The sequence below is a fragment of the Micromonospora sp. Llam0 genome (genome assembly GCF_003751085.1).
GTDB lineage: Bacteria > Actinomycetota > Actinomycetes > Mycobacteriales > Micromonosporaceae > Micromonospora_E.
Window position 1 is genome coordinate 322,373 of the sequence record NZ_RJJY01000002.1, and the last position, 16,219, is coordinate 338,591.

The 16,219-nt window shown below is 71.6% G+C and carries 15 protein-coding genes and 1 pseudogene; 3 read left to right on the plus strand and 13 right to left on the minus strand.

Translation table 11 applies throughout. The features are described from left to right. Positions 1–4: 4 nt before the first annotated feature. The 9 genes and pseudogenes from EDC02_RS28505 to EDC02_RS28540 form a co-directional block, all read right to left on the minus strand. Positions 5–868 carry a transglutaminase family protein gene (locus EDC02_RS28505; protein ID WP_233606489.1) on the minus strand — a complete coding sequence of 288 codons (864 nt, stop codon included), beginning with the start codon at positions 866–868 and terminating at the stop codon, positions 5–7. After that, positions 865–1,818 carry an alpha-E domain-containing protein gene (locus EDC02_RS28510; protein WP_123605418.1) on the minus strand — a complete coding sequence of 318 codons (954 nt, stop codon included), beginning with the start codon at positions 1,816–1,818 and terminating at the stop codon, positions 865–867. The genes EDC02_RS28505 and EDC02_RS28510 overlap by 4 nt, the downstream gene beginning before the upstream one ends. Then, positions 1,812–3,247: pseudogene (locus EDC02_RS28515) on the minus strand (circularly permuted type 2 ATP-grasp protein). Before EDC02_RS28515 ends, EDC02_RS28510 begins: the two are co-directional and overlap by 7 nt. Before the next feature lie 173 nt (positions 3,248–3,420). Further along, complete coding sequence (locus tag EDC02_RS42560; protein WP_305036225.1) at positions 3,421–3,714, minus strand: type II toxin-antitoxin system RelE/ParE family toxin; 294 nt, start codon at positions 3,712–3,714, stop codon at positions 3,421–3,423. Next, positions 3,711–4,001 carry a type II toxin-antitoxin system Phd/YefM family antitoxin gene (locus tag EDC02_RS28525; RefSeq protein ID WP_123605419.1) on the minus strand — a complete coding sequence of 97 codons (291 nt, stop codon included), beginning with the start codon at positions 3,999–4,001 and terminating at the stop codon, positions 3,711–3,713. Before EDC02_RS28525 ends, EDC02_RS42560 begins: the two co-directional genes overlap by 4 nt. Positions 4,002–4,226: 225 nt before the next feature. Further along, a complete protein-coding gene (locus EDC02_RS28530) occupies positions 4,227–4,616 on the minus strand; it encodes a hypothetical protein (protein ID WP_123605420.1) in 390 nt (129 codons plus the stop codon). Next, on the minus strand, positions 4,613–4,786 hold the full coding sequence (locus EDC02_RS40465) for a hypothetical protein (RefSeq protein ID WP_158632339.1): 174 nt from the start codon (positions 4,784–4,786) through the stop codon (positions 4,613–4,615). The genes EDC02_RS28530 and EDC02_RS40465 overlap by 4 nt, the downstream gene beginning before the upstream one ends. A 298-nt stretch (positions 4,787–5,084) precedes the next feature. Next, a complete protein-coding gene (locus EDC02_RS28535; RefSeq protein ID WP_158632340.1) occupies positions 5,085–6,296 on the minus strand; it encodes a helix-turn-helix domain-containing protein in 1,212 nt (403 codons plus the stop codon). A gap of 425 nt (positions 6,297–6,721) precedes the next feature. Continuing rightward, entirely contained in the window at positions 6,722–8,125 is a 1,404-nt protein-coding gene (locus EDC02_RS28540; protein WP_123605422.1) for an NAD(P)H-quinone dehydrogenase, read from the minus strand. 133 nt (positions 8,126–8,258) lie between these two features. Between EDC02_RS28540 and EDC02_RS28545 the strand changes: the two genes are divergently transcribed. Further along, positions 8,259–8,714: a gamma-glutamylcyclotransferase family protein gene (locus tag EDC02_RS28545; protein WP_123605423.1), complete on the plus strand. Its 456-nt coding sequence runs from the start codon at positions 8,259–8,261 to the stop codon at positions 8,712–8,714. A gap of 45 nt (positions 8,715–8,759) precedes the next feature. Here EDC02_RS28545 and EDC02_RS28550 read toward each other — a convergent pair whose 3' ends face one another. From EDC02_RS28550 to EDC02_RS28560, 3 genes are read right to left on the minus strand one after another with little or no spacing between them, the layout of a single operon-like run. Then, positions 8,760–9,518 (minus strand): hypothetical protein, encoded by a 759-nt coding sequence (locus EDC02_RS28550; protein WP_123605424.1) that lies wholly within the window; start codon positions 9,516–9,518, stop codon positions 8,760–8,762. 55 nt (positions 9,519–9,573) lie between these two features. Next, complete coding sequence (locus EDC02_RS28555) at positions 9,574–10,530, minus strand: hypothetical protein (protein WP_123605425.1); 957 nt, start codon at positions 10,528–10,530, stop codon at positions 9,574–9,576. 11 nt (positions 10,531–10,541) lie between these two features. Beyond that, the gene (locus EDC02_RS28560) at positions 10,542–11,171 is read right to left on the minus strand and encodes an MBL fold metallo-hydrolase (RefSeq protein ID WP_123607185.1); all 630 of its coding nucleotides are present in this window, start codon (positions 11,169–11,171) and stop codon (positions 10,542–10,544) included. 127 nt (positions 11,172–11,298) lie between these two features. Between EDC02_RS28560 and EDC02_RS28565 the strand changes: the two genes are divergently transcribed. Continuing rightward, positions 11,299–12,447, plus strand: coding sequence for a DUF4349 domain-containing protein (locus EDC02_RS28565; RefSeq protein WP_158632341.1), 1,149 nt, complete (start codon positions 11,299–11,301; stop codon positions 12,445–12,447). 8 nt (positions 12,448–12,455) lie between these two features. Here the strand turns inward: EDC02_RS28565 and EDC02_RS28570 are convergent, their stop codons facing one another. Beyond that, positions 12,456–13,715, minus strand: a complete 1,260-nt coding sequence (locus EDC02_RS28570) for an amidohydrolase (protein WP_123605427.1) — start codon at positions 13,713–13,715, stop codon at positions 12,456–12,458. Positions 13,716–14,187: 472 nt separating this feature from the next. Here EDC02_RS28570 and EDC02_RS28575 point away from each other — a divergent pair, with 472 nt between their 5' ends. Continuing rightward, on the plus strand, positions 14,188–16,218 hold the full coding sequence (locus EDC02_RS28575) for a serine/threonine-protein kinase (RefSeq protein WP_123605428.1): 2,031 nt from the start codon (positions 14,188–14,190) through the stop codon (positions 16,216–16,218). The last annotated feature ends 1 nt before the right edge of the window (position 16,219 follow it).

Consider the following 16,219-nt stretch of genomic DNA (forward strand, 5'->3'; position numbering starts at 1 on the left):
CGGTTCAGCGCAGCCGGGTGATCGCCACCTCGACGCCCTGACCGGTGTTCGCCGGGCCGGCGTACACCCCTTTGAGCGGCGGCACGTCGCCGTACTCCCGGCCCCGGCCGACCACCACATGCCGTTCGCCGACCGGGATCCCGTTGGTCGGGTCGAACGCCGTCCACCGGCCGGCCCACCACTCCACCCAGGCGTGGCTCTGCCCGACGACCCGCTCACCGGTCGCCGCGTCCGGGCTGGGATGCAGGTAGCCGGAGACGTACCGGGCCGGCGTGCCGGTGACCCGCAGCAGCCCCACCACCAGGTGGCTGATGTCCTGGCAGACGCCTTTGCGCTGCCGCCAGGCGTGCACCGCGTCGGTCTGCACCCCGGTCGAACCGGTGGTGTAGGCGACCTGCTCGCGGACCTGCTCGCAGATCGCCAACGCGGCGGCGTGCGGGGTCGGGTGGGCGGCCCGCACCGACTCGGCCAACGCGGTCAGCTCCTCGTCCACAGCGGTACGCGGAGTGGGCAGCAGGAACTCGTGCCACTGGTCCACCTGCTCGGGGCGGCCGAGATCGGTCCAGCCGGCCGAGTCCGCCGCGTCGAGCAGGTCGCCCGGCGGCAGGGTCTCCACCGTGGAGATCGCGGCGACCTCCAGCGCGTCGTGCGGGGAGTGCACGTCGAACGCGGTCACCCCGGTGCCCCAGTAGTCCTCGTACCGGTAGGTGCGGGCCGGCGGGAAGACCTCGACCCGGGCCTCCAGCACCGCCTGACGGGCCTCGTTCCGCGGCGCCATCCGGGCCTCGTTGTACGACGACCCGACCTGGCCGGCGTAGCTGAACCCGGTGCGGTGCTCCACCTTCAGCCGCCAGGAGTGCACGCTCACGCCACCGCCTCCGGAAGCCAGAGCACCGCCGCGGTCTGCCGGAAGTACCGCCGGGACACCGCGTCGTTCAGGTGTGAACAGGTGCGCTCCAGGCTGTCCAGTACGGCGGCCAGGTCGGTGAGGAGTTCGTCGGCGCCCCGGAACTCCAGGTTCGTCCGGGCCCGCCCGATGATCCGCTGCGCGTCGGTGACCGCCCCGGACCGGCCGGTCGACCCGGTGCCGGCGGTCCGTTCCAGCTCGGCCAGGCACGACTCGGCGGCGGTCAACGCGGCGAACACCGACCGGGGAAACAGCCGGTCCAGCAGCAGGAACTCGGCGGCGTGCTGGTCGTCCAGCGAGCCACGGTAGGTGCGCAGAAAGGTCTCCCAGGCACCGCACGAGCGCAGCAGGGTCAGCCAGGACGGGATGCTGCCGCCAGCCCGTACGTGGGTGGAGAGCAGCCGGGCGGTCATGTCGACCCGTTCGATGCTGCGCCCGAGCACCAGGAACAGCCAGCCCTCGTCGCGGCTCATGGTGGCGTCGGTGAGCCCGGCCATCAACGCGCACCGTTCCCGGGTCCAGCGGAAGAACGCGTGCACCCCCTGCTGCTCGACCCGACGGCGGGCGTCCGGCAGCCCGTGCCAGGTGGCGTTGAGGCACTCCCACATCTCCGATGAGATCGTCTCCCGGGCGCCACGGGCGTTCTCCCGGGCGGCGGCCAGCGATCCGACGACCGAGCTGGCGCCGTGTCCGTCGAGGCCGAGCAGGCCGACGAGCCGCGCCGACGACACCGGCTGGTCGTCGACGTCGACGCCCATCACGCCGAGCAGCGACCGGCAGGCGGTCTCCTCGGCCACCCACGGATCGGAGATGATTCGGTGCAGGTGTACGTCGAGGATGCGGGAGGTGTCCTCGGCCCGCTCCACGTACCGGCCGATCCAGTAGAGCGACTCGGCGATCCGGCTCAGCATCGACCGCCCTCCCCGCGTACCTGTAGTCCTTGTTGTTGCTGTTGTTGTTGCTGTCGTCGGGCGGAGGTCTCGGCGACGCCGGGGCCGGGGTCCGGGGTCGGCGCGGCCGGCGACGGGTCCGCACCGCTGACGGTCAGGTCGGCGAGCACCGGCGCGTCGTCCGGGTGCGGCGTGGCGGTCGGCGAGGCAAGCACCCAGGTGTCCTTGGAGCCACCGCCCTGGCTGGAGTTGACCACCAGGGCGCCTTCGGGCAACGCCACCCGGGTCAGCCCGCCGGGCAGCACCCAGACCCGGTCTCCGTCGTTGACCGCGAACGGACGCAGGTCGACATGCCGGGCCCGCAGCCGGTTACCGATCAGCGTCGGCACCATCGACAGCGCCACCTCCCGCTGGGCGATCCAGCCACGGGGGTCGATCAGGATCCGCTCCCGGACCTGGGCCAGCTCCTCGTCACTGGCCTGGGAACCGATCACGATGCCGGCGCCGCCGGAGCGTCGACCGGCTTGAGCACCAGTTGGTCGAGCCGGTCCAGGACGTGGTCGAGCACGTCCGGGCCGTCGTCGAGGCGGTACGTCTCGACGTTCGGCAGAATCGGATCCTCGGCCAGGTAGTAGCGGATCAGCTCCGGGACGTACGTGTAGAGCAGCTTGTCGTCGGCGACACCGTTGCCGACCGCGTTGGCGATGGTGACCCGGCCGGCGCGGGCCGCGTTGAGCAGCCCGGCGACGCCGAGTACCGAGTCGGCCCGGAAGTGCACCGGGTCGAGGAACTCGTCGTCGATCCGCCGGTAGATCACATCGACCCGCTGCTCACCGCCGGTGGTGCGCATCGCCACTTCGTTGCCCACGCAGACCAGGTCGCGCCCTTCGACCAGCTCGACGCCCATCTCCCGGGCCAGCAGCGCGTGCTCGAAGTAGGCCGAGTTGTGCACCCCAGGGGTGAGCACCACCACCGTCGGGTCGACGACGCCCGCCGGTGCGGCGGCCCGCAGCGCCCGCAGCAGTTGCGCCGGGTAGGACTCCACCGGCTGGATCCGGGTCGAGGCGAAGACCTCCGGCAGTACGTGGGCCATCGCCCGCCGGTTCTCCATCACGTAACTGACCCCGGACGGCACCCGTACGTTGTCCTCCAGGACCCGGAAGGTGCCCTGCTCGTCGCGGATCAGGTCGACCCCGGCGACGTGGATGCGCACCCCGTTGTGCGGCACGATGTCCAGCGGGAACGGCCGCTCGACGCCCTTGAGCGCGAAGGTGATGCCCTGGTCGAGGAAGGCCCGGGCGAGGACGTCGGCCCGTACCTCCAGCTCGGCGCTGGACAGGGGCTGCAGGGTGGCGTGCAACGCCTCGTAGGTCTGCCGCGGCATGCCCGGCTCGCCGAACATCTCGTCCCAGCCGGGGCCGAGGTGGTAGTCCTCGAACAGATCGGCCATCGGCCAGCCCCGCCCTTCATCCGACGACTGCGGTCCGCTCCCTGTCCCCGATGGTTATCACACCTGCATGCATCACACCACGGAGCGCGGCAGCCTGCATCTTCACGGTCCCCGCACGGTACGCCGGACTCGTTGCGTACGGGTAACGCGACCGGACGTGTCCGTCGCGCCGGTCAGCGCGACCGGTAGGCATCGCCGCGATGCTCGACGGCGGTGACCGTGACCACGTACCGCTCATCATCGATCTCGTAGAGGACCCGGTAGGCGCCGCGCCGGGCCGACCAGGTCCCTTCGTAGGGCGGGAGCATTAGCGGTTTACCGAGCCGGTGCGGGTTGTTGATCAACACAGTGGTGACGAACTCGTAGACGGCTGTGGCGACCTTCTCCGGCAGCCGCCCGGCAAGGGCACGGGCCGCCGGTCCGGCGATACGGATCTGATAGGGCCGCTGGTCCGAGGGCTGACTCACTGGTCACCAGATGACGGAGCCCGGCTGGCCATCAGCGCGGCTACCTGGCTGGCATCCAGTACGTCACCGGCCGCGATGGCAGCCCGGGACTCGGCGAGCTGGCGCATGGCCTCCGGGCTGGAAAGTACGTCCAGAGTCTCCTCCAGCGCGGCGAGATCGTCCGGAGAGATGAGAACTGCGACCGGGCGTCCATGGCGCGTGATCTCGATGCGCTCGTGGGTACGTTCGACTTCCTCGATCAGCTCCGAGAGCCTGTTGCGGGCATCAGTGAACGGCATGATCGTCATGTCGTCAGCCTAGCAGAACTGGCGCGAATTCTGTACAGTTTCCGATCTCTCCAGGGTCCGACGAACTACGCAGCGTCACCTCGCTGGGTCGGGTTGTCCGACCGAGCCTGATGTCACAGGTGCATCAAGATGCGCCTGTGGCATCAGGCTTGAAAAGCACCATGGGTCCGGCGGCGCCGTTAGGTCCGGCACCCCGTCGTAGTCGATCAGATCGTGCCCCACGACTCAGATCGACCGTCGGATGCGGCGGTATTCGGCAGCGGCCCGGCGGATCCGCGCCCACGACAACTGCCGGCAGTCGGTGGTGCCGGGACATTCAGTGTGGCAGCGGCGGCCGGCGTCATGGGCCTGCACCGCGCGGGCCGCCGCCTCGTCGATCCAGGTCCATGCCACGAACCGCTCGTACAGTTCGCGCGGATCGGTGATACCCGCCTCGGCGACGGCGAGCGGCAGCATCCCGCCGAGGTCGACCGACAACGCGAGCGGCTCACCGGCGTACGCCTCGGCCAGCTGAACACGGGCCGGCGGGCACGGCCACGGGGTGTCCACCGGGCAGACCGCGCACGTCCACGCCGGGCGCTGCGGGGTGTGCACCGGCCCGGGTCGGCCGGTCACGACAGGTAGTACCGGCCGCCGTTGCCGCCCCGCCGGTCAGCCCGGTCGGTACGGGTCGCCGGCCGACCGGTCCCGGGCCGGGTCGGCTGGTCGACGTACCGGCGACGGCCGGGCACCGGACGGACGACGTCGACCACGGCGTCGACGCGGAGAAACCACTTGCCGATCATCTTCGCGCTCCTCTGTCAGCGGGGGCGGCGGCCCGGCGGGCACGGGGGGACCCGGCCGGACCGCCGCCGATCTGGGTGGCCCGGCCCCGCGGATCCCACGCGAGGGCATACGCGGGGTACCGGGCAGGACCGGGCCGTACAGGCGCTGCGCGGACCGGCCCCACCTACCTCTCGGACCACGCATGAATGCGCTCCGCACACACACTGTCACCGCACGGCTGGTGGCGACATGTACAGGAAGGGACAATTCGACGGACGCTCAAACGTGAACTGACCCGCTACGGGGCAGCGGTCCTGGTCAGGTGATGTCCAGGAAGTCCGCTAGGTCGCGCAGTTTGCGCGGCACAGTTCTGGAGTTGGCATGCAGCAGACGATCAGTCAGGCGATGGGCGTACCGCTGATAGCGCAGCCACTCCGGCGCCGTTTCACGCAGTTGCAGGAGAATCGCCAAAGCCTCGTCCCGGTGACGGCGATCGATCGCGGCAGCGGCGACGTCCAACCGGAACCGCTGATACGTCACGGCCGGCCGCGCACCTGGTGGAACGGTGCGCGCAACCCGGGTCGCGCGGCCGGCGTCCCCGGTCACCATCGCCAACTCGACCTCACGCATGGCCACAACCGCCGGCGCGAACGTGGTCCAGTGCGCGACGTGCGGCGAGATGTAACCAGCGGCGACGTGCGCGGCCGCGTGCGCACGGCGAAGGGCGTCTGCGGCCACATCCATCCGGTTGTTGCGGGTGGCGGCAGCCGCCGCACCGAGGTTCAGCCACCCCCACACCGCGACCTGGCTCGCCGGTGACTTCGTCAGACTCGGTTCGATCTGTTCCGCAGTGTCGAGCGCGGCGCGTTCGGCGTCGTCGAACCGAGCCTGGCGGGTCAGTAGCCACCCCTCGCTGCACACGACGGAGGCCGTCAGGACATCGTCGCCAGCGCGGCGGCCAGCGTCCATCGCCAGCCCGAGCGCGTGATAGGCGAGATCGTCCTTCCGCAGCTGGGTCAGCACCAGAGCGCCGGTCTGGTAGACCTGCGCAAGCTGACCCCACATGCTGTGCTTCTGCTGTTCGTCAGCCTCGGCCACACCAGTGCGGGCATGACTGATGGCCGTGGGAAGTGCCGCTACAGCACCGGCGTAGTCGCTGTCTCGGAACATGCCGTTGATCTCGCGCACGGAATCAACGACATCGTCGAGGCTCGGCGGAGCATCGTCTGCCAGGGCAACCAGGTCACCGGTGGCAGTTCTGGCTGGCTGCAACATTCGGCGGATCTGGTAGAGCTCGTCACGGTCGTCGGTCGGCGGTTGCATCTGGACCGGTCCGGGGTGGAACAGGTCGACTGTGGTCACACCGAGTGCGGCGGCGAGGCGGCGCAGGGTCGGAAGCGAGGCGGAGTCCCGGTCGCCGCGTTCCAGCTTGCGAATCACGGAGGTGCTGACGCCGCTTCGTTCCGCGAGGCCCTCCTGAGTGAATCCAGCCCGTCGACGCTTCCGAGCCAGAGCCTCCCCGATGTTCATCGTCGCCCTCCCGCACGAGGGTTGATGGCTGGCCACCGCACCGGCCAGCGCTCTCATCGCGACGGTACGCCGGACCGGCCACCGCCGCTACGCTGCTCGGCAGGGGTCGCCTGCACGCCGACCCCACCGTCCCGTCCGCGTGCCCGGCAGTTGCTTCGGGCCGTCGAGGGAACCGTCATTGTTGTCAAAGCTGGCCCGAGACAACAATGACGGTTCCCTCGGCGCATGGCCACGCGACGCAGGCTCGCCCTCGCTGGTTCGACCAGCACCGCGAGGCGGGGCGGGCTGCCGGCACGGGACCTGCCGGCAGCCCGGGCGTCGTCCGCGACCACCGGGAACGGGGGGATCCGGGGGTAGCGGATGTTGCCGTGTCAACCGTACGCCTTCCTGGCCGATCCGCGCCGCCCCCGAAAGTTCCCAATCAATCACTCTTCGTCATGCCACATGAGCTGACGTGCGGCTTCAGCGACTGATCCGGACAACGAAGGATAAATTGTGATTGTGTGCGCCAACTGGCTCACCGTCATGTGGTTCTCCACCGCGACGGTGATCGGCATGATCAACTCACTGGCCTTGGGGGCCACCACCACCCCGCCGATGATCTGCCCGCTGGCCGGGCGGCAGAACAGTTTGACGAAGCCGTCCCGCAGGTCAGCCATCTTCGCCCGGGCGTTGCCGGCCAGCGGCAGCATCACCTGCCGGGCCTGCACCCGACCGTCGTCCACCTCGTCCTGGGACACCCCGACGGTGGCCAGCTCCGGATCGGTGAAGACGTTCGCCGCGACGGTACGCAGCCGCAGCGGCACCACCGCCTCGCCGAGCGCGTGCCACATCGCGATCCGGCCCTGCATCGCCGCCACGCTGGCCAGCGGCAGCACCCCGGTGCAGTCGCCGGCGGCGTAGATGCCCGGCACGTTGGTACGCGACACCCGGTCCACCGGCACGTGCCCACCGTCCGCGACGGTCACCCCGTACTCGGCGAGCCCCAGGTCCGCCGTGTTCGGCACCGAGCCGACCGCGATCAGCGCGTGCGAGGCGGTCACTGTACGGCCGTCGCTGAGCCGCACCTCGACACCGTCGCCGACCCGGGTGACCGCGTCGGCGCGCGAGTTGTTCAGGATCGTCATGCCCCGGGCCCGGAACACCTGCTCGATCGCCATCGCCGCGTCGGCGTCCTCGTGCGGCATCACCCGGTCCCGGCTGGAGACGAGGGTCACCGGCACCCCCATCGCCAGGTACGCGCTGGCGAACTCGGCACCGGTCACGCCGGAGCCGACCACCACCAGGTGCTCGGGCAGCGCCGGCAGGTCGTACACCTGCCGCCAGGTCAGGATGCGTTCGCCGTCGGGCACGGCGGTGGGCAGCTGCCGGGGCGTGGCGCCGGTGGCGACCAGTACGGTGGACGCCTCGATCGGGTACTCACCGTCACCGCTGTCGGGGCTGACGAGCACCCGGTGGGTGTGACCGAGCGTGTCCTCACCGAGCCGGGCCCGCCCCGCGACGAATGTCACACCGGCCTTGACGAGTTTGCTGTGCACGTCGGCCGACTGGGCCAGCGCGAGCCGCTTGACCCGGGCGTGCACTGCGGCGGCGTCGACGGTGACCGCCTCCAGCCCATCGGAGTCGATGCCGAACTCCTCGGTGTCCCGGTACCCGGTGACCACCTCTGAGCTGGCGATGAAGGTTTTGGACGGGACGCAGTCGGACAGCACGCAGGCGCCACCCGCCCCGTCCGCCTCGACCACCGTGACGTCGGCCCGCAGCTGCGCCGCGACCAACGCCGCCTCGTAACCGGCCGGGCCACCGCCGATTATCACTATCCGCTTCAAAACGACTCTCTCCCCAAACTTGAACTTATGCTGACGAAACACCCGGCTGACGGCGGTCGCCGGCCAGTTGCCCGACACGCGACACGCTCACTCGTATTCTCCCCCACCCCTCGGCCGGGCTATCGTCATCGCCGTGCGTCACTACGCCGCGTATGGCTCAAACCTCGACCCTGCTCGGATGCGTGCTTACTGTCCGCATTCGCCGATGGTGGGCACCGGCTGGCTGGAAGGCTGGCGGCTCACCTTCGCCGGTGAGGGGGTGATCGGCTGGGAGGGAGCGGTCACCACCATCGTGGAGTCGCCCGGCGACCGGGTCTTCGTCGCACTCTACGACGTACACCCGTGGGACGCCGCGCAGCTCGACGAGGTCGAGGGCGCGCTGTCCGGCACCTACCGGCGGCTGACCGTCCGGGCGGTCACCCTGGATGGTGCGATCACCGCCTGGGTCTACGTCTTCGACGGGTACGAAGGCGGGCTGCCCACCGCCTGGTACCTGTCGGAGATCGCCAACGCCGCCGAAAAGGCCGGTGCGCCGGACGACTACGTCGCCGAGCTACGGAAGCGACCCACCCGTACCGCCACCGCCTGACCTGCCTACCGCCGGCCGAGCAGCAGGGCGCCGGCCGTACGGTCGTCAGTCGGCCGGGCGACCGGTCGCCGGCCGTACGTGGGACAGCGCGGCGTGCAGCAGCTCGACGAGTTCCCGCCGCTGCTCGGCACGCAGCACGGCGAACGCCTGACCGGTGATCCGATTGGTCACCCGGTCCGCCCACAACCGGCGGCGGATCAGCGGGCCGACCGGCGGCCATGGCGGCGACCACCCGGCCGCGACCGCAGCCTTCGTCCCGTCCGGGCCGCCCAGCAGCGCCTCCACCGGCGTCAGCCCGGCCACCCGTACCGCCATCAGGTGTGCCCCGGAGCGGTGCTCGGCGAGCAGCCGCACCGCGACGGCGGCCCGCGCCCCGGCCGTGTCGTCCGGCCGGGGCATCGCCCGCCAGGCAGCGAACAGCGGCATCGCGGTCGCGTCCGCCGCCCCCACCACCGCCTCGGCCAGCTCGACCAGCCGGTCCACCTGCGGACAGTCGCCGAGTTGCTCGGCACCCCACCGGCAGCATTCGGCCATGCTCACCACCGCCACCCCGGTCGGGTCGGTCACCGCGCCGGCGGCCTGCCAGCCGTCAGCCACCGCGTCGGTGCCGATGAACCCGAGCGCGGCCGCGACCGTTTCGGCCGGTACGCCGCCGAGCACCCCGGCCCGGCCGGCGATGTGAAACGCCCAGCCGCTGAGCCCCAACTGACGCGCCCGGCTCAACGTGCGCGGACACTCCTGGTACGCCGTACTCAACTCGTGCAGGCTGCGCCGGCACGCGCCGGCCGCCTGATCGGGAATCACCGCGTCATCGCCTTTCGCCCACCCGCCCGGCCGGTCACCGCCACCGACTCACCGGTCAGCGGTCGGTCTGCGGCCCGGGCAGGTCCTCCAGCGCGGCTGCCACGTCGCCGGCGTACCGTCGGGCGGCGACGGCTGCCCGTTCCGCAGTCTTGCGCGCCACCTTACGACGGGCATGCTCCCGCTCGGCTGCTGAGCGTCGCCGTTCCCATTCGGCCAGTTGACGCTGTGCCTCGGCGACGGCGTCGGCCGCATCCCGCTCGGCGGTGACGGCCCGGTCGAGTTCGGTGTGGGCAGCCCGCTGGCCGGCCTCGGCCTTGTCCAGCTCGTCGACCAACCGCTGCCGGCGGGCGGCCAGCGCGCGAGCGGCCTTGTCCGCCGCCCGCTCGCGCTCCCGCTGCGCCGCTGCCGAAGACTCCCCCGCCCGCGAAGACTCCGCCTCCCGCGCGGGTCCGGCCGCCCGGGTCGGCTGATCGGCGGCGGCCACCTCGTCGTCCGGGCCGACCAGCCGCAGGCGGGGCCGCGGGACCTCACCGAAACCGGCGTAGTCGACCGCGCGGACCAGCCGGCCGGACCGCACCTGGGCGGCGATCTCCTCGTCGGCGAGGGCAGCGGACAGGGTCGCCTCGACCTCGCCCAACGGCAGCTTCGTCGACGCCACCGCCGGGTCCTCGGCGACGGCCAGCTCCCGGCACTCGGCCACCAGCCCGTCGACCAGCGCCCGCCGCCGGATCGACAGCTCCCGCAGGGCGGGACCCCGCAGCTCCCGCTGGGCGGCGCGCAACTGCCCGGACAGCTCTATCAGGCCGTCGAGCAGGTCGGCGCGGCGCAGGGCGAGCAGGTTGACCAGCCAGGCGGCCACCGTCGGTCTGCGGAGCTTCCCGATGGCCCGGGCGGTGTCCGGGTCGCTGCCCCGGACGGCCGAGACGGCCTCGGTACGGGCCGCGACGAACCGCGCGGGCGGCACCGCGTACAGCTGTCGCACCACCTCGGCGGGCACCCCACTGCCGGTCACGGCGCCCCGGCTCAGCGTACCGAGGTGCCGGCCGGCAGCCGGGCGTAGTCGCAGCCGGCCAGCTTGGTCATGTTGCCGTCGGTGACCTTGTGCCCGGCGTCGTTGAGCAGCCCGTCGTGCAGGGCGAGCGCCCGGCGCGGGGCCACCGCGCGGACGAACTCGACCGCCTCGGAGAGCTTCAGCCAGGGCGCGGAGACCGGCACGAACAGGGTGTCCACCTCGGCGTCGGTCGGCACGTCGAACGAGTCGCCCGGGTGGTAGACCGAGTCGGCGATCAGGAAGCCGAGGTTGGGCACCCGGGGCAGGTCGGGGTGGATCTCGGCATGCCATCCCCCGTACGCCCGGACCGGGATGCCGGCGGCCTCGAAGCGCTCCCCTGACTCGACGGCGGTCGCCACCTCGCCGAGCCCGTCCAGTTTGGGCAGCACCGATGGGTGAGTGTGGATGGTCACCGAGGGTCGTCGGGCGAGCGCGTCGGTCAACTGGCCGACGTCGAGGTGGTCGAAGTGTTCGTGGGTGACGAGGACCGCGTCGACGCCGTCGAGCGCGGCCGGCTCGCTGAACGCGCCCGGGTCGATCACCAGCACCCCGCCGTCGCGTTCCACCCGTACGCAGGAATGCCCGAACTTGGTCAGTCGCACCGTGACCCCCTGTGAGCCGAATCGTGATCTGCCGCCTCGCAGTCTGCCGGAACCGGCCGGCTCGCGCCGCGCGTCTGACCGACACCTGGTGAACGCGTATGACGATTTCGAGGAGCACCCCTTGACTGTGAACAACGGAAGACGAGGCCGGTGGCGCACCGGTGGCCGGCGCGGCACGGCGACCGGCACGGCGGCCCTGCTCGCCCTGCTGATCCTCGCCGGCTGCTCGGGGTCGGAGGACTCCGGTGTCAGCAGCTCCGCCGACATGCCGCAGCGGGCCGAGCCGGCGCCGGCGGGTGGTGCGCCGGGCGACGGCGGACTGACCGGCGGGGACGACGCGGGCGGCGAGGAGGCGGCCGGTGCGGACACGGCCGGCGGCGGTGAGCGGGGCGGCCAGGCCGACCGGCCGGACGGGACCTCACCGGTCGACCTGGCGGTGGGCAACCGGTCGATCATCTACTCCGGGTCGATCACCGTGCAGGTGACCGACGTGCCGGCGAAGGCCGGCGAGGCGGCGACGATCGCCACCTCGGTCGGCGGGTTCGTCGGGCGCGACCAGCGCTCCGAGTACGAGTCGTACGGCCGGGCCACGCTGGAGCTGCGGGTGCCGGCGGAGCAGTTCGACCGGGTCGTCGACCGGCTGTCCCGCCTGGGCGAGGAGGTCAGCCGGGAGTTGACCACCCAGGACGTCACCGAGGAGGTGCTGGACCTGGACGCCCGGATCACCACCCAGCAGGCCCGGGTACGCAGCGGCCGGGCGCTGCTGGCCGAAGCGGAAACCCTGGCCGACCTGGTGATGCTGGAGTCGGAGCTGGCCAAGCGGGAGGCGGACCTGGCGTCGCTGGAAGCCCGCAAACGTGGCCTGGACGATCTGGTGACGCTGTCGCGAATCACCGTCGAGCTGATCGGCCCGGACGCGACGCCGCCGGTCGACGATGAGTCGGAGCTGGGTTTCCTGGCCGGGTTGGGGGCCGGTTGGCGGGCGTTCGTCGGGTCGATGCAGGTGCTGGTCACCGTGGTCGGCGCGCTGCTGCCGTGGCTGATCGCTCTCGGCGTACCCGCGTTGGGGGTGTTCTGGTTGGTACGCACGACGCGGGGCCGGTCCCGGCCGGTCGCGGCCGCCACCGCACCCGCCGGCGGCGCACCGGCAGCAGCGGCGGCCGGAGGCGCCGCGGTGCCGACACCGCGACGTGACGACGACGGTACGGACGGCAACGGCGCGGGCGACAACAGCACGGACGGCGGCCGGGTCGGCGGCGACGCGCCGGCCCGCTGATCCGCCGGTCAGTCGGCCTCGGCCAGCTGCAGCACGGTGTGGACGAGCAGGCGGACGCCGACGGCGATCGCCCGCTCGTCCACGTCGAACGAGGCGCGGTGCAGGTCGCTACCGGCCTCGGCGCGGCCGACGCCGAGGCGGGCCAGGGCACCCGGCACGTACTCCAGGTACCAGGAGAAGTCCTCGCCGCCCATGCTCTGCGGGGTGTCGGCGACGGCGGCGGGGCCGAGGGCCGCTGCGGTAGCGGCGGTGAGCGCGCCGATCGCGGCGGCATCGTTGATCACCGGTGGGCGACCGCGCAGGTACTCGATGTCGACCGTCGCGCCGGTCGGGGCGACCACTTCCCGGATGATCTGGGTGACGATGTCCGGCGCGGCGTCCCAGGTCGGCCGGTCGAGCACCCGCAGGGTGCCGGCCGCGCTCGCCTCGTTGGGGATCACGTTGTACTGGGTGCCGGCGGACGCCTGACCGAAGACCAGCAGCAGGCCGGCGTTGGCCGGCACCCGCCGGTTGACCAGCGCGGGCACCTCGGTGACCAGCCGGCCCAGGGCGTTGACCAGGTCGACGGTCAGGTGCGGGCGGGCGGTGTGACCGCCCGGGCCGGTCAGCCGCACGCTGATGTTGTCCGCCGCCGCGGTGATCGGGCCGACCCGCAGCCCGACCCGGCCGACCGGCAGGTTCGGGTCGCAGTGCAGCGCGAAGATCTGGGTGACGTCCTCGAGCCCGCCGGCGGCGATGACCTCCAGCGAGCCGCAGGGCAGGATCTCCTCGGCCGGCTGGAAGATCAGCCGGACCCGCTGGTGCAGCTCGCCGCGGTCGGCGAGCTGTGCGAGCAGCATCGCCACGCCGAGCAGTACGGTGGTGTGCACGTCGTGCCCGCAGGCGTGGCAGACGCCCGGCACGGTCGACCGGTACGGCACGTCCTTGACGTCGGCCAGCGGCAGCGCGTCGATGTCGGCGCGCAGCGCGACCACCGGGCCGTCGGCGGGGCCGGCGTCGATGTCGCAGATGACGCCGTTGCCCTTGGGCAGCAGCCGGGCGGTGAGCCCCATCCTGGTGAGCTGGTTGGCGATGAACGCGGCGGTCTCGAACTCGTGGCCGGACAGCTCCGGGTGGGCGTGCAGGTGCCGCCGGATCGCGGTCAACTGCCGCCCGCGGACATCGAGCAACTGGTCCAGCCCGGCCGGCAGGGGTTGGGCACCTGGCAGTGGATCGGGCCAGGACGACGCCATCTCGCTGCCGGTGGGCAACGTCAACGCACTCGTCACGTCAGATTCTCGATCACTGTGGATGGGATGGGACTCCGACAGCCTAGACCGGGGACGGTAACGCTGCGCAACGTCATTCGGGTAGTGACCGCATCGCGTATTGTCATGGAATGCCTGGTAGAGGCGATCGGACCGCTGCGGTCCGCCCCGAATGTCACCATCGTAGGCAGCCATGGGTCCCACACCTCCTACGCCGAGTAACGAGCCACGCAGCGACCCGGCAGCCGGTTCGACCAAAAACTGACAGATATCTGACTGTCGTGACACCCCCCGGTCCGGGCATGCCATCTGATAACGACACCGTGACGGGTTGCGCACCTAGAGTCCGATCCGGTGTACATTGGGCTACCACACAACGACACAGAGTGGACTTCTCACCAACCTCGGCGCGTAGCTTTCGTTCCGCCGAGCGACCCAGCAAGATAGAGGGGTTGGTTCCCCGGCCCCTCAATTTCTCTCGGCGGCATTTCCTGTGACTCAGATTCCGACGTGGAGTGGCGGACCAGTCAGCTCTACCAGCGCACGGGCGGCACCCGGCGCCACCATCGGTGGCCGGTACTCGTTGCGTGCCGCGGTCGGGCACGGTGGCATGGGCACCGTCTGGCGCGCCACCGACACCCTGCTCCGACGCGACGTGGCGGTCAAGGAGGTAGTCCTCCCCCCAGGGCTGGCCCCCAGCGACCGCGACGCGATGTACGAACGCACCCTGCGGGAGGCCCGCGCGGCGGCCGCACTGCAGCACCCGGCCGTGGTCCAGGTCTACGACGTGGTCACCGAGGGTGGCCGCCCGTGGATCGTGATGGAGCTGCTGGACGCCCGCAGCCTCGCCGACATGGTCATCGAGGACGGCCCGGTCGCCCAGCGCGCGGTCGCCAAGATCGGCATCGCGCTGCTCGGCGCGTTGGAGGTCGCCCATGCCATCGGCGTCCTGCACCGCGACGTCAAGCCGGCGAACGTGCTGATCTGCACCGACGGTCGCTGCGTACTCACCGACTTCGGTGTCGCCCGGATGCCCACCGACGTCCAGCTCACCACGCCCGGGATGGTGCTCGGCTCGCCGCACTTCATCTCCCCGGAGCGGGCCATGGGCCAGGACTTCGGGCCGCCGAGTGATCTGTTCTCCCTCGGCGTCACGCTCTACACCGCCGTCGAGGGGCGCCCGCCCTTCGACAAGGGCGACCCGATCGAGACCATGCACGCCGTCGTCGAGGACCCGCCCGCCGTCCCGGTGCGTTCCGGCCCGCTCACCGAGGTACTCTTCGGCCTGCTGGAGAAGGACCCGTCCCGGCGCTTCGACGTACCGACCGCCCGGAGCATGCTGCGCGAGCTGCTGGCCGGGCCGCTGGCCAGCAAGGCCCCGGCCAACCTGGTCACCGACCCGTACGCGGTGGTCTCGGTGCAGCGGCCGCCCAGCTGGCAGCAGCAGGCGCCACCGGCGCAGCCCCAGCCGACCGGCAAGATCGGCGGCCGGGCGATGATCGGCCCGGACGAGTCACTCACCGACCGCCTGGCCGAGCTACGCAAGGCCGGCCGGCAGATGCCGAGCGCGGCGCAGTGGTCCGCCGCCGGGCTGGACAACGCCAACCCGACCTCACCGGTCGCCGGGGCGACCGCCGCGATGCCGATCAGTCAGGCCGGCGTACCCGGTCCGCGTGGGCAGCAGCCGGGTCGACACGGCCACGGCCAGCAGGGCGGTCACGGACAGCAGGGCGGCCAGGGCGACGCGCTGCTCAGCCCGACCGGGACGATGCCGGCGCCGAGCTGGGGTGACGGGCAGCAGGGCTGGGACCAACCGCCGGCCGTTCGGCCGGCACCGGGAGGTGCCACCACCGCCGGCGCGATGCTGGACAAGGCGATCGCCGGGCTCCGGCAGGGCACCGGCAGCGCCGTCGACAAGGTGAAGAGCTGGGACCGGAAGGTGCAGATCGGCGCGGCGGCCGGCGCCACCCTGCTGATCCTGCTGATCTCCACCGTGCTGTTCAACAGCGGCTCCGGCGAGCCCCAGCAGCCGACGCTGACCGCGCCGCAGATCACCGAGGAGCCCGCGCCGGCCATCCCGACGAAGACCGTCAACGAGCGCGGCGTCACCGTCGACGTGCCGGAGAACTGGGAGAAGGCCAGCGGCGGGCTGTACACCGACTTCACCGATCCGGACGACGCGGGCCGGAAGGTCCGGATCGTGGTCGAGCCGTCCGGTTCATCGGTGCAACGCTGGGCCGAGGTCGCCGAGAAGGGCCTGAAGCGGCCGGAATCACAGTCCTGCGCCCGGCCGTACGCCCAGCTCGACATGACCACCGACGTCGAGCTGGCCGGTCGGCAGGCCGTCCAGTTCGAGTACACCTGCGGTGACGGCGACAACAAACGGCACGGCGTGTGGCGGGCGGTCGTCGCCAACGGCAAGGCGTACTCGTTCTTCCTCACCACCCCGGACGCGCGGTTCGAGGAGAGCCTGCCGGTCTTCGAGGAGATGGTCCGGACCTTCCAGCTCGCCGAGGCCGGCTGAC